Source organism: Acutalibacter sp. 1XD8-36 (assembly GCF_009917525.1).
Taxonomy (GTDB): domain Bacteria; phylum Bacillota; class Clostridia; order Oscillospirales; family Acutalibacteraceae; genus Acutalibacter.
The window spans coordinates 56,655-77,996 of the sequence record NZ_QZDU01000008.1 but is presented as its reverse complement, the minus strand read 5'-3'; the positions used below and the strand labels follow the sequence as shown (position 1 = coordinate 77,996).

The following is a 21,342-nucleotide window of genomic DNA, read 5'->3' as shown; positions in this document are numbered from 1 at the left end:
CCACGAATCGTGGTATAATCATATATAAGTCAATGTATGGGGGACAATACTTATGTTTAGCGGCTTTTACAATCTAGCTTCCGGAATGATAACCCACGGCAAGCACCTGGATGTTATATCCAATAATATGGCAAATGTGGCAACCACCGGCTTTAAGGTGGACACCTTCACCGGGCAGACCTTCGACGAGGTAATGTACAGCCTGGTGGGGAACAAGGACAAGAACTTTATAGATATCGGCGAGCGCAGCTATGCCACCGTTCCAAGCCAGCTTTACACCGACTATACCCAGGGCAGCTTCGACGAGACAGGCATGCCCCTGGACTTTGCTATAGACGACGACGGGCGGGGCTTCTTCGCCATCCAGACCGACGCCGGCATACGCTACACCCGGGCGGGTGACTTCTCCCTTGACGAGGAGGGGTATCTGAGCCTGCCGGACCACGGGCGCGTGCTTGACGTAAACGGCGAGGAGATAGCCCTTGTGACCGATAAGATAAGCACGGACGATTTCGGGCGCATGTATACCCAAAACGGCGGCTTTTTGGGCCAGATAGGTGTGTATGTGTTTGAGGATACCGAGGGCCTTGTAAAGGACCCGATGGGCATGTTTGACCCGGGCGGGGCCCAGCCGGAGGCCGATACGGTGCGCCTGCACCACGGTATGCTGGAGCGCTCCAACGTGGGGCTGGCCCAGCAGATGGTAAAGATGATAAGCACCCAGCGGGCCTACCAGAGCTCCGCGACGCTCACAAAGATGTATGACCAGGTAATGAGCCATGCTTCAGGCGACCTGGGCAGATTACAGTAAGGAGGCACAGGGTTAGATGAACCAATCCTTTTATACAGCGGCAGTGGGGGCCTGGCAGCAGCAGGAGCGCCTGAATGTCCATGGCAACAATATAGCCAACATAAACAACTACGGCTTCAAGGCCAAGCGCCCGGTGTTCTCCGACCTGATGTACGCCTATATCCAGGGCGCCCAGCAGGACGAAATGCCCCGGGGCACCGGCGCCTACATGGTGTCCGCCGACACGGACTTCCACCAGAGCGGCTTTGCCGACACCGGCAGGGCCCTGGACTACGCCATAAACGGCGACGGCTTCTTCGCACTGTGGGAGCCCTCAAGCGGAGAGTACACCTATACCCGGGACGGCTCCTTTACCATGTCCCAGTATATGCTTGAGAACGAGGCCGGGGAGATGGAGACCCGCTGGTATCTCTCGGACGGACTGGGGCGCTTTGTAATGGGCCGCGACGGGCGGCTTGTAGAGGTGGACGCCGACGACTCCCAGAACATGGCTGAAATGCTGCCGGTGGGTATCTTTGACTTTGTGAACACCAACGGAATGCTCAGCGTCAGTGAGAACCGTTTTGTGCCCATTGAGAAAAACGGCGGCCTGAGGGTCGGCAGTGGCAAGCTGGTCCAGGGCAAGCTGGAGCAGTCAAACGCGGACCTTGCAAACGAAATATCAAAGGTGATAGAATCTCAGCGGTCCTTCACTTACGCGTTGAAAATGATACAGACCTCTGACGAGATTGAGACAACGGTGAATGATTTGCGCAGATAATTATATAGGCTGGAGGTAATCGGATGACAATAAAAAACTACCAGGAACTTAACAGCCTGGAGATGGACACCCTCAGGGAAATAGGCAGTATAGGCACCGGCAACGCGGCTACGGCACTTTCCGGTATGCTGGGCTGCCCGGTGCATATCACCCTGCCCGAGGTACGCATTATGGAGTTCAACGAGGCCATTGACTGGATAGGCGGCCCCGAGCCGGTGACAGCCGGAGTGCTGGTGCACATCGGCGGTCAGATTAACGGCATAATGCTCTCAGTGCAGCCCCTTGAGTTTATAAATATTATCCTTGAGCGTATGCTATCCGTCTCCATCCAGGACTACAGCCAGCTGGCTGAGCTTGAGCGTTCCGCCCTGGTGGAGGTTGGAAACATCATGATATCCACGTTTATTAACGCCATGTCAAACCTAGCGGACATAAAGGTGGACCTCACAGTGCCCTGCCTGACAGTTGACATGCAGGGCGCGATACTGACGGTGCCCATGGCCGAGTACGGCGGGCAGTCTGATTATCTTATGGCCATCGGGGGTAATTTTTCCTGCGACGGACACGAGCTGCCCTGCCGCCTGATACTGTCCCCCGATATCAGGTCACTCAATTTCCTTTTGAGAAAGCTGGGCGTGGAAGATGGCTAACAGTTCTAAATTAGTTATAGGCATTGCAGACATGAAGATGACAAACCAGGGCAACGAGCTCATCACATACGCGCTGGGCTCCTGCTGTGGAATATGCCTCCTGGACCCAAATGTGCGGCTGGCTGCAATGATACATATAATGCTGCCGCTGAACATGGAGGCAGGCCGCACCAACACAATGAAGTACGCGGATACCGGCATACGCGAGACCCTCAGGCAGATGGAGGCCAAGGGCGCCAGGAAAGTCAGGATAACGGCGAAGGTGGCCGGAGGGGCCAAGATGTTCGCGGTGTCCGGCTCAGGGGCCCTGGGGAACATAGGGCAGAGGAATATTGAGAGCGTACATAAAGTGCTCAAGGCCGAGGGTATCCGGCTGATAGCTGAGGACGTAGGGGGCTCGGTGGCGCGCACGCTGTCATTTGACCCTGCAACAGGCAAGGCTACCATAAAGAGCTACGGCAAACAGGATATCATACTGTAACGAAGGGAGTCAGGAAAATGGCCATAGTAATGAACGACGACATACTGCTGGAGTCCGGTACGAATGAAATGCAAATAATGCAGTTCTCCATTGACGGAGTCCTTTACGGCATCAATGTTGCCAAGGTACAGCAGATAATGATTTCAGAGCCGGTGAAGTTCATGCCCCACACCCACGAGGCGGTGGAGGGCATCTTCAAGCCCAGGGAAGAGGTGATAACGGTCATAAACCTCCCCAAATATCTGGGTGTGAATAATTATGAGCCCAAGCCCGACGACCTGTTTATACTTACCGGCTTCAACAAAATGACCGTGGCCTTCCGCATTCATACGGTGGTGGGCATTGCCACAGTCTCCTGGAAGGACATCCAGAAGCCTGACAACACCATAAGCGGCGGCAACGACGGCGTAGCCACAGGTATAGCCCAGTGCGGCAAGGACTTGGTCACCATACTGGACTTCGAGCGCATAGTGGCGGAGATATCCCCCTCCACATCTATAAAGGTCAGTGAGATAGAGGAGATGGGCGAGCGCCAGCGCAACGAGGTGCCTGTTTTAGTAGCTGAGGACTCTATACTCCTGTCGCATATGATACAGGAGTGCCTGAATAAGGCCGGCTACATAAACCTGCGCATGTTCCCCAACGGGCATGATTTGTGGAACTTCCTGTCCCAGGCCAAGAAAAACGGGACCCTTGATGAGCAGGCGGCCCTGATAGTTACGGATATTGAAATGCCCCAGATGGATGGGCACAGGCTCACAAAGCTTGTGAAGAGCGACCCGGATATGAAGCATATACCCCTCATAATTTTCTCGTCGCTGATAAACGAGGAGATGCGCATTAAGGGTAAGGAGCTGGGCGCCGACGAGCAGATGAGCAAGCCCGAGATTGGCAAGCTGGTCCATGTAATGGACGTGTTGCTTGAAAAGAAAAAGGAAGCCAAGGCAGAACGCCCGGCGGTGTAAGGAAGGTCACAAATTATGAGAGAGAGATACATCGTCCGGCAGCCGGTCAAGAATGATAAAAACCAGATTGTAGCATACGAGCTGCTGTACTATGGGGAGAACCAGGCCTATGGCAACAGCGACGAGAGCTCTAACGAGTTTGCCGTAGCCGACACGGTATACAGCTTCCTTATGCAGAATGTGGAGAAGTCCCTGACAGACGCCCTGCATTTCATGACCTTTACCACTACCCTGCTGATGAAGAAGACCCCTGCGCTGTTCCCCAAGGAGAACCTGGTAATACAGATAGATGACAGCGTGGTGATACATCCCCTTGCCCTGCGTTTTGTGCAGCAGTACGCCAGAGACGGCTATAAGATTGCGGTGAACGAGTTCCAGTTTGCGCCGAGATACCTGTCATTGATTGACTTTATCGACTATATCAAGCTGAATGTAAAGACCACAAACCTTATAAGCGCAAAGAATATCGTCAACCTTGCCGGAAGCATGAACAAGAAGGTCATAGCTACCAACGTCGATGACGAGGAGCTTTATAAAGCCGCCATCGAGCTGGGCGTGTACGCCCTGGAGGGCAGCTATGTTGCAAAGCAGCTGGCTACAAAGGCCCACTCCAGCGGGTATCTCCAGAGCAACTTCTTCAGGCTCATGGTAGCCGTGGTGAAGGAGGAGCCGGACATGGAGGAGATAGAGCAGATTATCTCCATGGACGCCACCCTTACATACGGCCTTCTGCGCGTGGCAAACTCGGCGTACTTCACCACCAATAAGATAACTACGATTCGCCAGGCCCTGGTTAGCCTGGGTATTTCCCAGCTCAAGCAGTGGATATACCTTTTGAGTACCACCAACGCCAATGACGAGATAGACGAGACCGCCGAGGAGTTCCTGAAGGTCTCCTTCATGCGCGCCAGCTTCTGCAGTGAGCTTATGCGCTTCATAAAGGGTATGCCCATCTCCCGCTCGGACGCATACCTAATGGGCATGTTCTCCACCCTTGAGCACCTTATCGACGCCCCAATGGAGGAGATACTCTCCACTGTGCCCATTGCAGAGGAGATAAAGTCGGCTATACTGCTCCACGAGGGCCGCTGCGGTCAGCTGTACGACTTGGTGCTCAGCTATGAGCAGGCGGACTGGGAAAAGATAACCAATTACGCCGAGGAGCTGGGCATTCCCGCCCATACCCTCACCAATGTCTATTTCAACTGCACCGAGTCGGTGAATGCCACCTGGAAGCAGATAATCTCGCCTCAGCAGCCCCCTATGCCGGAGGCAGCCCAATAATAACAGCAGCTCTATGCCCTCATACCGAGGGCATTTTTGCTATACAGAATTGTTTTGGATTTGACTTATAGGAGGGGCGGCAGTATGCCGGAGCGTTTTGGAGAGATAAAGCAACGGCTCTTAAAACTGGCTGAAGCAGACAGCGACATAAAGGCGATAATCGAGATAGGCTCCCAGACCCGGGAGCAGACCCCTGCGGACCAATTCTCAGACCTGGACCTGATACTTGCCACAAGTGAGCCGGAGAGATACCTCTGCGGGGATGCGCTCATATCCCGGCTAGGCAGCCCTCTCATCTCCTTTGTAGAGCCGACACTGGCTGGAGCCAAGGAGCGACGTATACTGTTTGAGGGCTCACTGGACGTGGATATCGTCGTAGTCACGCCCGGCCAGCTGAGCCGGGCCATAGGGGCCGGAGAGCTTGGCGGTATCCTGGCCCGGGGGAGCAGGGTGCTGTTTGACAGGATGGGCGCGGCAGAAAGCCTAAAATTCGCACCGGCCCCCATACTCGGAGGCCCCATGTCCCTTCAGGAGTATACAAACACGGTAAACGACTTCTGGTTCCACATTGTCTGGGCCGCTAAGAAACTAAGGCGCGGCGAGCTCTATACTGCTGTGGCCTGCGTGAACGGCTACATCTCAAGTCTTCTCCTGGTAATGATAGAGCTCTGCGAGAAGTGCCGGCATTCGATGTACTACGACGTATGGCATAATGGACGCCTGCTGGAGCTTTGGGCTGGGGAGGACGTAAGGGAGGGGCTTCGCGGCTGCTTCACCACTTACGACAGCCTGGAGACAGCCGAAGCCCTGCGGGCCCTGGCGAACCTGTACAGCCGCCTAGCCCGGGCCAGTGCCGAGGCACTGCAATATCCCTACCCGGAAAAAGCCGAGCAGTCTGCCCTGAAAATATTAAATAATTTACTTGAAAATCAGTAAAAAACTTTATATAATATATGGTATAGCCTATATTTATTGCCACGAAAGGAAGTTTCCCCATGGAAAACAATCTCCGCCCCCTGGACGTGCATACCCTTGACAAGATAGACACCATGGCAGCCATGAAGCTGCCCAGCAATATCCACCTGGCGCCACTGGATTTTATCGAGTGCAACGGCGTCACATACTCTATACGCCCCGGCTTCTACGAGATAAACGGGGCTACCGCCATCCCAGGCGGCGTAAACTTCACTGTACACTCAAACGGGGCCACCGCCATAACCCTTCTCCTTTACCATCCCGGCGAGGACCATCCCTACGGCGAGATACCCTTCCCCGAGCCCTATAAGATAGGCAACGTGTACTCAATGATAGTCTTCCGCCTGGACATTGCCGAGTTCGAGTACGCCTACCGTGTGGACGGCCCCTATGACCCAAAGAAGGGCCTGATATTCGACCGCAGCAAGCCCCTTCTGGACCCCTACGCCAAGGCCGTCACAGGCCAGAGGGAGTGGGGGGAGAACCAGCCGGGCATGCAGCAGTACAAGGCCAGGGTAGTGAAAAACGACTTTGACTGGGGCAACTTCTCCCAGCCGATGGTGCCCAACGAGGACCTGATAATCTACGAGCTCCACGTGCGCGGCTTCACCAAGGACAGCTCATCAGGGGTCGCCAACCCCGGCACCTTCGAGGGCCTTCGTGAGAAGATACCCTATCTCAAGGAGCTTGGCGTAAACGCCGTAGAGCTTATGCCAATCTTTGAGTTCGACGAAATGCAGGACTACAGAGAGCACGAGGGCAATAAGCTCTATAACTATTGGGGCTACAGCTCCGTCAGCTTCTTTGCCCCCAACACCAGCTATACCGCCACCAACGAGCATAACCGTGAGGGCAACGAGCTCAAGCGCCTTATCAGGGAGCTGAATGAAAACGGCATTGAGGTCTACCTGGACGTGGTCTTCAACCACACCGCAGAGGGCAACGAGCACGGCCCCTTCTTCTCCTTCAAGGGCTTTGACAACAATATCTACTACCTGCTGACCCCAGAGGGCTACTACTACAATTTCAGCGGCTGCGGCAATACCCTCAACTGTAACCACCCCATTGTGCACCAGATGATTCTGGACTGCCTGCGCTACTGGGTCACCACCTACCGCATAAACGGCTTCCGCTTCGACCTTGCCTCTATTCTAGGCCGGAATGAGGACGGCTCGCCTATGGATAAGCCGCCCCTGCTGCAATCCCTGGCCTTTGACCCGATTTTGGGCGGGGTAAAGCTCATAGCCGAGGCCTGGGACGCAGGCGGACTCTACCAGGTGGGCACCTTCCCCTCCTGGAACCGCTGGGCCGAGTGGAACGGGAAATACAGGGACGATATGCGCGCCTATATCAAGGGCGACGGCGGTACGGCAAACCTTGCCGCCCAGCGGATATCAGGCTCCAGGGACATATACGAGTCCAAGGGCCGGAAAAACGCCTCTGTAAACTTCCTCACCTGTCACGACGGCTTCACACTGTATGACCTGTTCGCCTATAACGACAAGCATAACGACGCAAACGGCTGGAACAACACCGACGGCACCTGGAACAACTACAGCTGGAACTGCGGCGCAGAAGGGGAGACCAGCGACCCCCAGGTGAACGAGCTGCGCCTTAGGATGATACGAAACTCCTTTGCCCTATTAATGTGCAGCCGGGGAATCCCTATGTTCCTCTCCGGAGACGAGTTCTGCAATACCCAGTTCGGCAATAATAACGCCTACTGCCAAGACAATATCACCTCCTGGCTGGACTGGCGCAGGCTCGATAAATACAGGGATATGTTCGGCTTCTTCAAGTATATGATAGCCTTCAGGAAGGCCCACAGGGTTCTGCGCGCTGATTTAAGCGGCGGGGTCATGGGCTTCCCGGACGTGAGCTTCCACGGCGTCACCCCCTGGAAGAATGACGGCTTCACTGCTGACGAGCACTATGTAGGCGTGATGTTCGCCGGCTATGAGCGGGATATGGGGGCAGAGGTAGTCTACGTGGCCTCAAACGCCTACTGGGGAGAGCTGGACGTTACCCTTCCCGAGCTGCCCCTATCCATGCACTGGGAAATGGTGTGCAGCACCTGGCAGTCCGAGCAGCACCCGCAGCGCTTCGAGAGCCGCAGCTTCCGCATAGGCCCCCGCTCCGTGATTGTTTTCCTGGGACATTAAGCGTATAATAGTACCCTCCTCATTTTACTGAGGAGGGTACTTATATGTTCATTCCGGCGCTGGTACTGCCTGGTTATCCTTGAGCTTATCCACAAGCTCAGGCTTGCCGACGTACTGCATATGCGGGTATATAACCTGGAGCACCTCGTCGGGGAAGGCCCTGTCAAAAAACTCCTGCACGGCATTTGTGGCAGGCGTACCGCCCATCCGCTCATACTGCCTGTATACCGCCCCGGCGGACACAGCCATGTCAACAGCCATAAATACCGTGAATACCACCGTCAGCACGCGCCCAAGCTTCTTCGGCACCTGCTCAAGCTTTTTAGACACCACCGGGTACAGGTCCTTCACCCACACCAGCCCAAGTATCCCCCAGAAGATGGAGTACATAAGGTTGGTGCGCCCGCCCACATTAAAGGCCGAGTCGCTGTATTCCCAGGACACCGTGCCGAAGGCCGCCTGCTGGAAGAAGCTGCAGAAATACTCAAAGGCCGCGCCCACCATCATGCTGGCTATAAATATCAGAACATCCCTCTGGTTATACATCCTGCGCAAAAACAGGGTTATGGCAACAGCCCCAAAGCCGTATACCAGTATAAACGGCCCAAGCACCACGCTGACACGCAGCTCAAACTGGTGGGGTGGGAGTATCAGCGCGTACACGGTCTCAAGGAAACAGCCCACAATGTTCCCCGACATGAATATCCAGAACAGCTTCTCATAGCAAATCATATACGCAAAGGGCTTCTCCTGCCCCTCCTCTAGATGGGGCTCATAGGCCTCCATAGCCGCCTGGTTCCTGCGCTCAATGGCGTCCCGGTATTCCCTGCCGAATACATTTATGCTCTCCTGCAGGGCCTCAAGCTGCTCGTTATGCCTTAAAGACTTCAGGTCGGGGAAGGCCTTCAGAAGCCTGCGGTGCAGGACGTTTGAGTGCAGGCTTTTCTCATACCGCTCCCGGAGCTTCTCAGCGTCCAGCTGCAAAAGCTCGGCGGTCTTCTTTGCGCTCACAGCCCTGCCGTAGAGCTCGTTGCCCAGCTTATTCGAGCCCTCTCTAAGCCTTGCCGCCACCAGCTCCAGCATTTTCAGCTTGCGGTTTAGCCCAATAATGGCAACTACTGTCACCGCCAAATCCGCCGCCATAAGCCCGCCCATCACCGCAAGCAGCGCCCAGCCAAGGGTCCTTGGCATCAGATGTACAAGGCTGCTGGTAGAGGGCACTATAAACCTTACCACAAATGCCCCCGCAAAGCCCCAGAGCACCGAGAACTTCAGGCAGACATATCCGTTCATATTATGAGGTTCGTGGGAGTAGTCCCACCATTTCTGGTGGAATATCTTCTCAAGGAGAAATCCCGCCGTCCACTCAAGGGCTGTGCCAAGTATCATGGAGCCCAAAAACAGCATTAGGGGGCTCTCCGCAAAGGGGCCCATAAACAGGGCAATCAGCGCAACCCCCACGCCATAGATGGGGCATACCGGCCCGTTGAGAAACCCCCGGTTTACAAAGCGCTTCTCTATAGCCGCCGCGTACAACACCTCCCCGCACCAGCCCAAAAACGCGTAGATAAAGAAACAGTAGAGATAGGTGTAAAGCATAGAACAGTCCTCCGTATGGCAGATATGCGCCTAAAACTCAGACTATTTTAACAGAGTATAACCGAATTGTAAACCCCTTAAGGCCTTTCAAAATCCTTAATAATTTCCGTCAGCATACCGACAATATCCGTAGGCAGCATTCCCCTCTCGGAAAACCTGTCACGGCACATGTCCCCGGCCAGCCCATGTAGGTAAGCGGCCCCCGCAGCCGCCTCAAAGGGGCCGGCCCCCTGGGCTAGGAATGCCCCGGCTATCCCCGCCAGCACATCGCCGCTGCCGCCCTTAGCCATGCCCGGGTTGCCGGTGGGGTTTACGGCGGCCCTGCCATCAGGGGAGGCAATGACCGTAGCCGCCCCCTTGAGCAGCGCCGTGCCGCCTGTAAGCTCAGAGAGCTCAAAAGCGGCGGGTATGCGCTCACTCTGTATCTGCCGCACGCTCCTGCCCAGAAGCCGGGAGGCCTCCCCCGGGTGAGGCGTAACCACATGGGGCACGGCAAGGCTTTTCAGGTCAAACCCGGTCCTGGCGCAGAAGTTCAGCCCGTCGGCGTCTATAAGCAAAGGCGCCGGGCACTCCTCCAGCACCCGCCTTATAACCTCATCCTGCCCGCTCCCAAGCCCGCAGCCCACCACGCAGGCCGAAGCTGCTTTAAGGGCGCGGCGAAGCTCACCGCCGCCGTCCCCACAGGCTATAACTGTAAAAACAGCCTCGGGAACTGCCCCGGCTATAATAGGGTATACCCGCTCCCCGCACACAATATCCAGCAACCCGACCCCGCACCTAAGGGCCGCCCGGGCCGCCATAATACAGGCCCCGGCCATGCCCCAGCTTCCGCATACCATCAGAAGCCGCCCCCGGCTTCCCTTATGGGCCTGGGCCCCGGCCAATTCCAGCAGGGGAGAGAGGCGCTCCGGCCCGGTTATCTCCCAAAGGGTTTCGGCCTTCCCGGTAAGCTCGCCCGGCACACCCACCTGTAAGACCCTGACCTCCCCGCAAAACTCCTTCGCAGGATAGCTGACATGGGCGGGCTTCAGCCCGGTAAAGGCCGCGGTAATATCAGCCTTAAAGGTATCCCTGCAGGCGCGCCCGCTGTCGCACTCAGCCCCGCTGGGCAGGTCCGCCGCAAGCTTATAGCAGCGGGATTCGTTGGCTATCCTCAGGTACCCGGCGGATACCCCGTCCAGCTCGCCTTTGAACCCAAACCCATACACACAGTCCACAATAAGTCCGGCCTCCCTAAGGGCGGCCTCAGCTTCCGCTCCAGGCCCCAGCACCCTGACAGACTCGGGGAGCCTGTTAAATGCCGCCCTGGAGAGCTCAGTCCCCGGCTCGCCGTGGAGGAGGATTACCGTACAGCTAACTCCCATCCCGGCAAGCTCCACGGCGCAGACAAAGCCGTCCCCGCCGTTATTGCCCCTGCCGCAGAGGAGCGCCGCCCTATTGGGGAGCCCCCAGGATTCCACCGCTAACCGGGCAAGTGAGGCTCCTGCCCGCTCCATCATCTCAGAGAGGCTGACGCCTTCCCGCTCCCCGGCCTGCTCCAGCGCCTGTATCTCCGTTTTCCTAAAAAGCTTCATGAACACCCTCCCTCCGCTCTTGACAATCCGTCAAATACATACTATAATTATAGCAGCAAAAGGTCTTCGGGGCAAGGTGAAATTCCTTACCGGCAGTGAAAGTCTGCGAGCGCCTGCCAGGTTTCGGCGGCGTTGAACCGGTGTGATTCCGGTACCGACGGTACAGTCCGGATGAGAGAAGGCTGCGGCGGTGTATTTCCCGCCGCCTGTTCCTGACGCATAGCCCCGGGCGTTTCTACGTCCGGGGATTTTTTTGCGGAAAAGGCCTTTGCAAATTTATAGGAAAGGTCATGGTATTATGGAGCAAGCAAGTCAAGTCAAGAGAGTAAACATCCGGGCCCTGGCGGTCACGGCGGTGCTGGGGGCGGCAGCCTCGGCGCTGATGTTCATTGGCGTACATGTGCCGCTAATGCCCAGCTTCCTTCAGCTGGACTTTAGCGAGCTTCCGGCGCTGATTGCCTCCTTCAGCCTGGGGCCCTTGTCCGGAGTATCCGTCTGCCTTATTAAAAACCTTGTGCACCTCTTTGCCACCAGCACAGGCGGCGTAGGCGAGTTGAGCAATTTCCTTTTGGGAGCGGCATTTGTCCTGCCGGCGGGCATTATTTACAGGGCGAAGAAGACCCGCCTGTGGGCGCTCACAGGCGCGGTTATAGGGGCCGCGGCAATGGCGCTTCTGAGCCTGCCCAGCAACTATTTCATAGTCTACCCGGCCTATGGTCTTGTAATGCCCATGGAGGCGATACTCGATATGTACCGGGCCATCAATCCCAATGTGAGCAGCCTATGGGACGCGCTTATATGGTTTAATATACCATTCACCTTCGTAAAGGGGCTTCTCAGCACGGCGGTCACCTTCCTCATATACAAGCGGATTTCGCCAATTTTAAAAGGCACAAAATAATAAAAAAAGAGCGGTTATCTGCAAATTTTAAGGCAGATAACCGCTGAATTTTACTCTGAAATATCCTCTTTATGGAACTCGTACCCTCCGGGCCCGGTCTCCTTCACCAGGCGGAGCGCCTCCTCTGCCTGGATGTAAAGCTGGTCCGTAAAGCCGCCGGGGGAGAACGCCCCGCCCACGCTGATGGACACCGGCGGCAGCCCGCCCCCCGGATGGGCCAGCCTGCGGTTTATATCCCGGACCTTCTGGCAGACGGCCTCCTGCTTCTCAGGGCTCATCTCGTCCATAACGACGGCAAACTTGTCGCTGTCTATGCGCGCGGGGTAGTCCGAGGCCCTAAAGCAGTCCTTCAGCAGCTTTGCTACAAGCTTCAGCACCTTATCGCCCGCGTCATGCCCGTATCCGTGGTTTATCTGGCTGAATTTATCGATATCAATAAGCAGCAGGGCAATGGGCCGGGGCTTCAGGCGCATCATGTTCTTCAACTGGTCGAAGGCGGCCTGGTTCAGTATGCCCGTGAGCGGGTCGTGCTCGGCTCTGTGCTGCAGTAGCATTTCGTTGGCGGCGCCAAGCTCGTATATGTCGTTGTAGGTTAGGGCCATATACTTAAACTCATAGGCCCCGCTCACTGACATGCGGCTGTCCTCATGTATGCACCTTACATACATTTTAAGGGGCTTAACTATCAGCAGGGATATCATCACAAATATAAGTATGTTCAGAAGGAGCAGCAGGCTGAACGCCACAAGCTGTGTAGTCATGGCCCGGTTTAAATCCGCCATGGACGTCTTCTGGCGGTACTGGGTGCCGGACATCACGTCTTTAATAAACGCCTCCACGTTGTCGTTTATCAGCGCCTTCTTTGCCTGATATTCTTCCCCGAAGACCTTCTCCCGGGCTAAATCTATCTTCTCCTCAGAAGACATGGCCTTATGTCCCGGGAAAAGCTCAACCTCCTGGACCTCCCGTGGCAGTGCCGTGAGCCCGGAGCCCTCGGCGGCAAGGCGTATGGCGTATATCTCCAGCTCCGTAAGCTGGTTCGACCTGTCCAGGGCCTTGCCCAGGTACCCCATGGCGGTCTCACCGGCCTGGCCCTCCAGCTGCTCCAGGGCCAGGTCCCGGCGGCGGTCCACGTTTATCTCATGGAAATAGCTATCCATATACTCGGGCTTTAGGGTAAAGGTGAACATCCGAACCTGCTCTGTAAGGTAGTCAGAGCCGGACGTCACCAGCCCGGCGTTCTCCTGGCAGGAGACATACAGGTCGGTAATGGCCTTCATCTCCCTGTACTCCCCGGCGGCCTGAAAGCTGACTATGAGCAGCGCAGCATACAGCAGCACCGACAGGCCCATTATGCAAAAATTAGCATAGCGGACGTTCAGGCGGCGGATTTTATTCTTTTTCTCCCCGGTCTCCATTTTCCTCAACTCCTAAAAGCTGGACTTCCGTACCCAATAATTATTATTATATGCTGAACATCAGGTCGGCATAGGTGGGATAGGGCCAGTGCTCACGGGCCACGTTCTGCTCAAGCTCATCCACCGTAAGGCGAAGGCGCTCCATAGCTGGGATTATAGTGTCCCGGTAGTGGGTGGCGGCGGTGAGTATGTTCGCGCTGCCGGAGCGGGAGTCGCAGAGGCAGTCCACCAGCTCCTCCACCTGGGCATAGGCCCGGTCCAGCAGGGAGGAGAGCTTCTCTATAAGCCCGCACTCCCCGGCGCAGGGCAGCCCGGAGAGCACCGCGCGCTTGTTCGCCACAGCCTCTGCGAGGGTTGAGATATACCCGCTCACCGCCGGGAAAATCTCCTGGCGCACCATGGCGGTCATTGTGAGGCTTTCAATATTAAGGGTCTTTACATATTCCTCCATGATGGTCTCATACCGGGCCTCCATCTCGGCCTCGGTGTATATCCTGTGGCGCTTGAAAAGCTCCACGTTTTTCTGGTCCAGATACCTTGGCAGGGCGTCCACAGTTGTGCGCAGGTTTAAAAGCCCCCTGCGCCTTGCCTCCTGCACCCACTGCTCGGAGTAGCCGTCGCCGTTGAATATAATGCGCTTATGCTCGCTCACCACATGGCGCACCAGGGCGTTCACCGCCTTTGGCATATCCGTCTGGCCCTCCAGGGCCTCTGAGAACCGCCGCAGCTCCTCGGCGACAATAGTGTTCAGCATGATATTCGGGCAGGCGATGGAGAGTGCCGAGCCCAGGGACCTGAACTCAAACTTATTTCCGGTGAAGGCAAAGGGGGAGGTGCGGTTGCGGTCGGTATTGTCCATATTAAAGTCCGGCAGCACCCGCACGCCGGTCTGCAGCTTCTTCTGCTCCGTATTGCCGCAGGGCTTCCCGGCCTCAATCCCCTCAAGCAGGGCGGTCAGGTCGTCCCCAAGGAACATTGATATTATAGCCGGCGGGGCCTCGTTCGCCCCAAGCCGGTGGTCGTTGCCCGCCGAGGCCACAGATATCCTCAGCAGGTCCTGGTACTCGTCAACGCCCTTCACAACCGCAGCCAGGATAAGCAGGAATGGCAGGTTTTCCCAGGGGCGCCTGCCCGGCTCCAAAAGGTTTTTCCCGGTGTCGGTCTGAAGGGACCAGTTATTATGCTTGCCGCTGCCATTCACCCCGGCAAAGGGCTTTTCGTGCAGAAGGCATACTAAACCGTGCCTATCCGCAACATTCCTCATGACCTCCATAGTCAGCTGGTTATGGTCACAGGCGATATTAGTGGTGCTGAAGATTGGGGCCAGCTCGTGCTGGGCTGGGGCGACCTCGTTGTGCTTGGTCTTGGCCAGGACACCCAGCTTCCAGAGCTCCTTGTCCAGGTCCCGCATAAACTCGGCGACCTTGGGCTTTATGGCCCCGTAGTAGTGGTCCTCAAGCTCCTGGCCCTTTGGGGCCCTGGCCCCAAAGAGGGTGCGCCCGGTGAACATCAGGTCCTGGCGCTTTTTATAGAGCTCCTTATCAATGAGGAAATACTCCTGCTCGGGCCCCACAGTGGTGATGACCTGCTGGGTCTTATCGTCCCCAAGTATCCGCAGCACCCGCACGGCCTCGTTGGAGAGAGCCTCCATAGAGCGCAGGAGGGGGGTCTTCTTATCCAGCACCTCCCCGCTGTAGGAGCAGAATGCGGTGGGTATGTACAGGGAGTCCCCTTTTACAAAGGCATAGGAGGTGGGGTCCCAGGCGGTGTAGCCCCTGGCTTCAAAGGTGGCCCTAAGGCCACCGGAGGGGAAGGAGGAGGCGTCGGGCTCGCCCTTTATCAGCTCCTTGCCGGAAAACTGCATTATCACCCGGCCGTCGCTGGTGGGGGAGATAAAGCTGTCGTGCTTCTCGGCGGTGATTCCGTTCAGGGGCTGGAACCAGTGGGTGTAGTGGGTGGCGCCCAGCTCCACGGCCCAGTCCTTCATAGCCGAGGCCACAGCATTGGCCACAGTCAGGTCAAGGTCCTTGCCCTCGTCGATGGTCTTGCGCAGGGAGCGGTACACATCCTTGGGCAGCCGCTCCATCATCACGTCGTCGTTAAAGACGGCGCTCCCAAAGAGCTCCGGGACGGACTTGCGGTTTTCCGAACAGTTTGCCATAAAAAGACCACTCTTTCTATTGGGTTTCATATCATTATAAGACATTATAAGAAGGAGGGCGAAGAAAGGTTACCCCTTCAACGCCCGGAATTTCAAACTGGGCTCTGCCTGCCCTTCCTATTTTTATATCTATTTTATCAATCTGCTGTGAATTTGTCAACTACCCAAATAGACGGCTGACTTAAAAAAGTGAAAATTACCCCTTGCGCTCCGGCGGCTTTTCCTGTACAATATATGAGATATATAAGACTCCAAGGTTATAAGGAAAGGAATGTGTTGCGCATGGAGCGTACAGGCGAAAAAGCTTATCTTGTGCTGGAGAACGGCCGGGTCTTTGAGGGGCGCAGGTTTGGGGCCCCGGGGGAGCTGACAGCGGAAGTGGTTTTCACAACCGGCATGTCGGGCTATCTTGAGACCATAACGGACCCGAGCTATTGGGGACAAATCGTGGTTCAGACCTTCCCCCTTATCGGCAACTACGGCGTTATACCCGCCGATTTCGAGAGCGATGTGGTTGGCCCCCGGGGATATATTGTAAAGCATTGGTGCCAAGCTCCTTCTAACTTCCGTTCAGAGGGCAGTCTTGACGCCTTTTTTAGAGAAAGGGGCCTGACAGCCCTGGAGGGGATAGATACCCGCACGCTCACAAAGCTGATTCGTGAGAAGGGCGTTATGAACGGCATGATAACCTCAGACCCCACCAAGGCTGATATCGAGGCTATAAAGGCCTATAAGGTGAGCGGCGCGGTGCGGGCGGCCTCCACGAAGGAGCCATATGTCCTGGGCGGCGAGGACGCTAAAGTACAGATAGCCCTGATGGATTACGGCATGAAGAGGAATATCGCGGAGGAGCTGGTAAAGCGGGGAGCCAGGGTGACGGTCTGTCCCTGCGGCACAACAGCTAAGGAGCTGGCAGGGATGAATGTAGACGGCATTATGCTCTCCAACGGCCCCGGGGACCCTGCCGAGAACGTGGAGCTGATAGAAAACCTGAAGGAGATATATAAGCTCGGCAAGCCCATGTTCGGCATATGCCTCGGGCACCAGCTCCTGGCCCTGGCCCACGGAGCCAGAAGCGAGAAGCTGAAGTACGGACATAGGGGCGAGAACCAGCCAGTGAAGGATTTGGAGACCGGGCGGGTCTATATAACCAGCCAGAACCATGGCTACGCCATCGTTGGCAGCAGCATACCGGCGGACATGGGCCGTGAGCTCTACGTGAACGTAAACGACGGCACCTGCGAGGGCATACGCTACACCGACTGCAATGCCTTTACCACCCAGTTCCACCCCGAGGCCTGCGCCGGGCCTTTGGATACGGAGTGGCTTTTTGACAGGTTTTTCGCCGGGATGGGGGAATGACCGTGGAGCAGGGAAGACTTACCGGCGTGCGGCTCAGCGGGAAGGACCGGTACGCGGAGTGCGGCACGCCGGAGGTTATAGACGACCTGAATAAAAGGGAGGATAAATATGCCACTGAATAAGGATATAAAAAAGGTATTGGTAATAGGCTCCGGCCCAATAGTTATAGGCCAGGCCGCGGAGTTCGACTACGCAGGGACACAGGCCTGCCGGGCCCTTCGTGAGGACGGCATTGAGATAGTGCTGGTGAACTCAAACCCGGCTACCATCATGACCGACCGGGCCATGGCGGACCGAATCTATATTGAGCCCCTGAACCTCACCACTGTGAAGCGAATCATCGAGAAGGAAAAGCCGGACAGCATCCTCTCCGGCTTCGGCGGGCAGACCGGCCTTACCCTCTCCATGCAGCTTGCAAAGGAGGGGTTCTTAAAGAAGCACAACGTGCGGCTCCTGGGAGCAGGCCCCGAGACCATAGACAAGGCCGAGGACCGCCAGCTGTTCAAGGACGCCATGGAGCGTATAGGCCAGCCCTGCGTGCCCTCAAAGGTGGTCACCACTGTTGAGGACGCGGAGGCCTTTGCCGGGGAGATAGGCTACCCTGTGATAATCCGCCCGGCCTTTACCCTTGGCGGCACAGGCGGCGGCATAGTGAACGGCCCCGGGGAGCTTAGGGAGATAACCTCCAACGGCCTGGCGCTCTCGCCTATAACCCAGGTGCTTGTGGAAAAGAGCATTGCCGGGTGGAAGGAGATAGAGTTCGAGGTCATGCGGGACGGTGACGGCAACGCCATCACCATCTGCTCCATGGAAAACCTGGACCCGGTGGGAGTGCATACCGGCGATTCCATAGTCATAGCCCCCACTGTCACCCTTGCAGATAAAGAGTACCAGATGCTGCGCACCGCCGCCTTGGACATAGTAAACGAGCTGGGCGTTGAGGGCGGCTGCAACTGCCAGTTTGCCCTGCACCCGGAGAGCTTTGAGTATGCTGTTATAGAGGTAAACCCAAGGGTTAGCCGCTCCTCGGCCCTGGCTTCCAAGGCCACCGGCTACCCGATAGCAAAGGTCGCCACCAAGATAGCCATAGGCTATAGGCTGGACGAAATAAAGAACGCTGTCACCGGCGTGACCTACGCGGCATTTGAGCCCACGATAGACTATGTTGCGGTGAAATTCCCCAAGTGGCCCTTTGACAAGTTTGTCTATGCCAAGCGGGATTTGGGCACCCAGATGAAGGCCACCGGCGAGGTTATGAGCATTGCCGACAGCTTTGAGATGGCCCTGATGAAGGCGGTGCGGGGTGCGGAGATAGGCCTTGACACCCTGAACCTGCCGAAGTTTGCAGATGAGACAGAGGAGGTCCTTCTGCAAATAGCCGGGCGCGCCACCGACGAGAGGCTGTTCGCAGTATACGAGCTCTTAAAGCGCGGCCGGACTGTTGACGAGCTCCATGAGCTTACCATGATAGACTCGTGGTTCCTCTCAAAGCTTGTAAACCTTCTGGACTACGAGGGGGAGCTTGTGAATGGGGCCCTCACAGAGGAGCTGTACACCAAGGGCAAGCGGCTGGGCTATCCGGACGCGGCTATAGCAAGGCTCTCCGGCTGTAAGGTGGACTATGAGCGCCAGACTACCTTCAAGATGGTGGATACCTGCGCTGGCGAGTTCGCCGCCCATACCCCATATTTCTACGCCACCTACGACACCCCCGAAAGCGGCGGGGAGGATGAGGCCGCTGAGTTTATCAGGGAAAAGGGAGCGGCTTCCCAAGGCGAATGCCGGAAGACGGTCATGGTGCTGGGCTCCGGACCCATACGCATAGGCCAGGGCATTGAGTTCGACTATGCAAGCGTCCACTGTGTAATGGCCCTGCAGAAGCTTGGGTACCAGGTGGTAATTGTAAACAACAACCCTGAGACTGTCTCCACCGACTTCGACACCGGCGACAGGCTGTACTTTGAGCCCCTTTCGCCGGAAGACGTGATGGACATTATAAATATCGAGAAGCCCATAGGCGTTGTAGTGGCCTTCGGCGGGCAGACGGCAATTAAGCTTACAAAGACCCTGGCTGCCAACAATATACCAATCCTTGGCTCCTCCGCCGACACCATAGACATGGCCGAGGACCGTGAGCGCTTTGACGAGCTGCTGGAGCGCTCGGGCATAAAGCGTCCGAAGGGCTCCACAGTCATGACCGCAGAGGAAGCCCTGAGCGCCGCGGAGCAGCTGGGCTATCCCGTGCTCATGCGCCCCTCTTACGTGCTGGGCGGGCAGAATATGATAATCGCCACCTGTGCGGAGGACATTGAGGAGTATATGAGCATTATCCTGTCCACAAAGCAGGACAACCCGGTGCTTATTGACAAGTACCTTTCCGGCATGGAGATAGAGGTTGACGCCATATGCGACGGAGAGGAGATACTGATTCCCGGCATTATGGAGCACGTGGAGCGCACCGGCATACATTCCGGCGACAGTATCGCCGTGTACCCGGCCTCTGATATTGACGACGGCATGAGCCAGAAAATAGTCTCAACTACTGAGACCCTCTGCCGGGAGCTCCGCGGCATTGGGCTTATAAACCTTCAGTATATTATTATGGACGGCGAGATATACGTCATAGAGGTGAACCCACGGGCCTCCCGGACGGTGCCGTATATCAGCAAGGTCACCGGCGTGCCTATGTGCGACCTGGCTACAAAGGTGAGCCTTGGGTATAAGCTCCGGGACCTGGGCTTCGGCACAGGGCTTTATAAGCCGTCCCCCTATGTAGCGGTGAAGGTGCCGGTATTCTCCTTTGAGAAGCTTGCGGACGTGGACACACATCTGGGACCTGAGATGAAGTCCACCGGTGAGGTGCTTGGCATAGGCACGAGCCTTGAGGAAGCCCTGTACAAGGGCCTTGTGGCGTCGGGGCACAATATGCGCAAGGGCGGCGGTGTGTTTATTACCGTGCGTGACCAGGACAAGTCGGAGATTGCTGAGATAGCAAAGAAGCTGGACCGTCTGGGCTTTAAGCTCTACGCCACCGGCGGCACGGCGCTGGTGCTCTTTAAGGCCGGCCTGAACGTGACCGTGGTGGATAAAATACACGAGAACTCAGGCCATAACACCATCACCCTCCTGGAGAGCGGACAGGTGAACTATGTTATATCCACCTCTGCAAAGGGCAGGAACCCCGCCAGGGACAGTGTGAAAATCCGCCGCAAGGCAAGCCTGCTGGGTATACCCTGCCTGACGGCTATCGACACGGCGAATGCCCTGGCCGACTCCCTTATGAGCCGCTATACCCCGGAGAACACGGAGATAGTGGATATCAACGACCTTAAAGAGGAGAAGCAGCGCATTAAATTCACGAAGATGTCAGCCTGCTCCAACGACTATATCTACGTGAACTGCTTTGACCCCACAAACCGCGTGGCCTCCCCCGAGTCCCTGGCGGTGAGCCTTTCCGACCGCCACAATGGCGTGGGCGGCGACGGCGTCATACTGATAGGCCCCTCGGACGTGGCCGACGCCAAAATGACTATGTTCAACCGTGACGGCAGCGAGGGATGGATGTGTGGCAACGGCGTGCGCTGTGTGGCGAAGTACCTTTTCGACAACAGCATAGCCCGGGGCACTCCCGCAGGCGTGGGCCGTTGGGTGCTGAGCATTGAGACCAGGAGCGGCGTGAAGGAGTGCACTGTGATAACCAAAAACGGAGTATGCCACCAGGTGGCTGCGGATATGGGCCAGGTGCAGCTGGAGCCAGAAAAGGTCCCGGTAAAGCTCACCGGCGGGCCGGTAATAGGCCGCAGGGTGGAGCTTGCAGGGGAGCAGATGGAGATAACCTGCTGCTCCATGGGCAACCCCCATGTGACGGTGTTCGTGCCCTCGGTGGATAAGGTGGACGTGGAAAGGCTGGGCGCTCTCATAGAGCGGGACCCCTTGTTCCCTGAAAGGGTGAACGTGGGATTTGTGGAGGTAATAGACAGCCGCACCCTAAAGGCCCGCATATGGGAGCGGGGTAGCGGCGAGACCATGGCCTGCGGCACCGGCACCTGTGCGGCAGTGGTAGCTGCCACACTAAACGGCCTCTGTCCCAAGGGCAGGGATATCCGGGTGATACTCAAGGGCGGCGAGCTGAAAATAAACTACACCGACCAGCGGGTGCTCATGACCGGCGGGGCTGTGAAAATTTTTGACGGCGAGGTAGAAGTTTAAAATATTTCGTGATTTTTTGCGACTTGGATA

At 56.5% G+C, this 21,342-nt stretch carries 15 protein-coding genes and 1 riboswitch; of the genes, 11 read left to right on the top strand and 4 right to left on the bottom strand.

Annotated features, from left to right (window positions below):
* The first annotated feature begins 52 nt into the window (after positions 1 to 52).
* From D5270_RS12465 to D5270_RS12430, 8 genes are all read left to right on the top strand, one after another.
* Entirely contained in the window at positions 53 to 811 is a 759-nt protein-coding gene (locus D5270_RS12465; RefSeq protein ID WP_166544416.1) for a flagellar hook-basal body protein, read from the top strand.
* 16 nt (positions 812 to 827) lie between these two features.
* Positions 828 to 1,571 carry a flagellar hook-basal body protein gene (locus tag D5270_RS12460; protein ID WP_166544415.1) on the top strand — a complete coding sequence of 248 codons (744 nt, stop codon included), beginning with the start codon at positions 828 to 830 and terminating at the stop codon, positions 1,569 to 1,571.
* A 23-nt stretch (positions 1,572 to 1,594) separates the two neighbouring features.
* On the top strand, positions 1,595 to 2,221 hold the full coding sequence (locus D5270_RS12455; protein ID WP_202612390.1) for a chemotaxis protein CheC: 627 nt from the start codon (positions 1,595 to 1,597) through the stop codon (positions 2,219 to 2,221).
* The gene (locus tag D5270_RS12450; RefSeq protein WP_161473291.1) at positions 2,214 to 2,702 is read left to right on the top strand and encodes a chemotaxis protein CheD; all 489 of its coding nucleotides are present in this window, start codon (positions 2,214 to 2,216) and stop codon (positions 2,700 to 2,702) included. The genes D5270_RS12455 and D5270_RS12450 overlap by 8 nt, the downstream gene beginning before the upstream one ends.
* Before the next feature lie 17 nt (positions 2,703 to 2,719).
* Positions 2,720 to 3,667, top strand: a complete 948-nt coding sequence (locus D5270_RS12445; RefSeq protein ID WP_166544414.1) for a chemotaxis protein — start codon at positions 2,720 to 2,722, stop codon at positions 3,665 to 3,667.
* A 15-nt stretch (positions 3,668 to 3,682) separates the two neighbouring features.
* A complete protein-coding gene (locus D5270_RS12440) occupies positions 3,683 to 4,951 on the top strand; it encodes an EAL and HDOD domain-containing protein (RefSeq protein WP_166544413.1) in 1,269 nt (422 codons plus the stop codon).
* An 84-nt stretch (positions 4,952 to 5,035) separates the two neighbouring features.
* The gene (locus tag D5270_RS12435; RefSeq protein WP_166544412.1) at positions 5,036 to 5,887 is read left to right on the top strand and encodes an aminoglycoside 6-adenylyltransferase; all 852 of its coding nucleotides are present in this window, start codon (positions 5,036 to 5,038) and stop codon (positions 5,885 to 5,887) included.
* Between the two features lie 59 nt (positions 5,888 to 5,946).
* Positions 5,947 to 8,088 carry a glycogen debranching protein gene (locus D5270_RS12430; protein ID WP_442858607.1) on the top strand — a complete coding sequence of 714 codons (2,142 nt, stop codon included), beginning with the start codon at positions 5,947 to 5,949 and terminating at the stop codon, positions 8,086 to 8,088.
* 48 nt (positions 8,089 to 8,136) lie between these two features.
* Here the strand turns inward: D5270_RS12430 and D5270_RS12425 are convergent, their stop codons facing one another.
* Together D5270_RS12425 and D5270_RS12420 are read right to left on the bottom strand one after the other, a co-directional pair.
* Positions 8,137 to 9,687, bottom strand: coding sequence for a putative ABC transporter permease (locus D5270_RS12425; protein ID WP_166544411.1), 1,551 nt, complete (start codon positions 9,685 to 9,687; stop codon positions 8,137 to 8,139).
* A gap of 77 nt (positions 9,688 to 9,764) precedes the next feature.
* Positions 9,765 to 11,261 (bottom strand): NAD(P)H-hydrate dehydratase, encoded by a 1,497-nt coding sequence (locus D5270_RS12420; protein WP_166544410.1) that lies wholly within the window; start codon positions 11,259 to 11,261, stop codon positions 9,765 to 9,767.
* A gap of 58 nt (positions 11,262 to 11,319) precedes the next feature.
* Positions 11,320 to 11,448: riboswitch (FMN riboswitch) on the top strand.
* Between the two features lie 111 nt (positions 11,449 to 11,559).
* Here D5270_RS12420 and D5270_RS12415 point away from each other — a divergent pair.
* Positions 11,560 to 12,162 carry an ECF transporter S component gene (locus tag D5270_RS12415; protein ID WP_166544409.1) on the top strand — a complete coding sequence of 201 codons (603 nt, stop codon included), beginning with the start codon at positions 11,560 to 11,562 and terminating at the stop codon, positions 12,160 to 12,162.
* A gap of 50 nt (positions 12,163 to 12,212) precedes the next feature.
* Here the strand turns inward: D5270_RS12415 and D5270_RS12410 are convergent, their stop codons facing one another.
* Positions 12,213 to 13,580 carry a GGDEF domain-containing protein gene (locus tag D5270_RS12410; protein ID WP_166544408.1) on the bottom strand — a complete coding sequence of 456 codons (1,368 nt, stop codon included), beginning with the start codon at positions 13,578 to 13,580 and terminating at the stop codon, positions 12,213 to 12,215.
* Positions 13,581 to 13,626: 46 nt separating this feature from the next.
* Positions 13,627 to 15,741, bottom strand: coding sequence for a glutamine synthetase III family protein (locus D5270_RS12405; protein ID WP_166544407.1), 2,115 nt, complete (start codon positions 15,739 to 15,741; stop codon positions 13,627 to 13,629).
* A gap of 282 nt (positions 15,742 to 16,023) precedes the next feature.
* Here D5270_RS12405 and D5270_RS12400 point away from each other — a divergent pair, with 282 nt between their 5' ends.
* The gene (locus D5270_RS12400; protein WP_166544406.1) at positions 16,024 to 17,103 is read left to right on the top strand and encodes a carbamoyl phosphate synthase small subunit; all 1,080 of its coding nucleotides are present in this window, start codon (positions 16,024 to 16,026) and stop codon (positions 17,101 to 17,103) included.
* 108 nt (positions 17,104 to 17,211) lie between these two features.
* Positions 17,212 to 21,312 carry a carbamoyl-phosphate synthase large subunit gene (gene carB / locus D5270_RS12395; protein ID WP_166544405.1) on the top strand — a complete coding sequence of 1,367 codons (4,101 nt, stop codon included), beginning with the start codon at positions 17,212 to 17,214 and terminating at the stop codon, positions 21,310 to 21,312.
* Positions 21,313 to 21,342: the final 30 nt, after the last annotated feature.

What these genes read in the sequence shown, in the direction of transcription:
- D5270_RS12465 (WP_166544416.1), top strand. Translation starts at nt 53, where the DNA reads ATGTTTAGCGGCTTTTACAATCTAGCTTCCGGAATGATAACCCACGGC.
- D5270_RS12460 (WP_166544415.1), top strand. Translation starts at nt 828, where the DNA reads ATGAACCAATCCTTTTATACAGCGGCAGTGGGGGCCTGGCAGCAGCAG.
- D5270_RS12455 (WP_202612390.1), top strand. Translation starts at nt 1,595, where the DNA reads ATGACAATAAAAAACTACCAGGAACTTAACAGCCTGGAGATGGACACC.
- D5270_RS12450 (WP_161473291.1), top strand. Translation starts at nt 2,214, where the DNA reads ATGGCTAACAGTTCTAAATTAGTTATAGGCATTGCAGACATGAAGATG.
- D5270_RS12445 (WP_166544414.1), top strand. Translation starts at nt 2,720, where the DNA reads ATGGCCATAGTAATGAACGACGACATACTGCTGGAGTCCGGTACGAAT.
- D5270_RS12440 (WP_166544413.1), top strand. Translation starts at nt 3,683, where the DNA reads ATGAGAGAGAGATACATCGTCCGGCAGCCGGTCAAGAATGATAAAAAC.
- D5270_RS12435 (WP_166544412.1), top strand. Translation starts at nt 5,036, where the DNA reads ATGCCGGAGCGTTTTGGAGAGATAAAGCAACGGCTCTTAAAACTGGCT.
- D5270_RS12430 (WP_442858607.1), top strand. Translation starts at nt 5,947, where the DNA reads ATGGAAAACAATCTCCGCCCCCTGGACGTGCATACCCTTGACAAGATA.
- D5270_RS12425 (WP_166544411.1), bottom strand. Translation starts at nt 9,687, where the DNA reads ATGCTTTACACCTATCTCTACTGTTTCTTTATCTACGCGTTTTTGGGC.
- D5270_RS12420 (WP_166544410.1), bottom strand. Translation starts at nt 11,261, where the DNA reads ATGAAGCTTTTTAGGAAAACGGAGATACAGGCGCTGGAGCAGGCCGGG.
- D5270_RS12415 (WP_166544409.1), top strand. Translation starts at nt 11,560, where the DNA reads ATGGAGCAAGCAAGTCAAGTCAAGAGAGTAAACATCCGGGCCCTGGCG.
- D5270_RS12410 (WP_166544408.1), bottom strand. Translation starts at nt 13,580, where the DNA reads ATGGAGACCGGGGAGAAAAAGAATAAAATCCGCCGCCTGAACGTCCGC.
- D5270_RS12405 (WP_166544407.1), bottom strand. Translation starts at nt 15,741, where the DNA reads ATGGCAAACTGTTCGGAAAACCGCAAGTCCGTCCCGGAGCTCTTTGGG.
- D5270_RS12400 (WP_166544406.1), top strand. Translation starts at nt 16,024, where the DNA reads ATGGAGCGTACAGGCGAAAAAGCTTATCTTGTGCTGGAGAACGGCCGG.
- carB (WP_166544405.1), top strand. Translation starts at nt 17,212, where the DNA reads ATGCCACTGAATAAGGATATAAAAAAGGTATTGGTAATAGGCTCCGGC.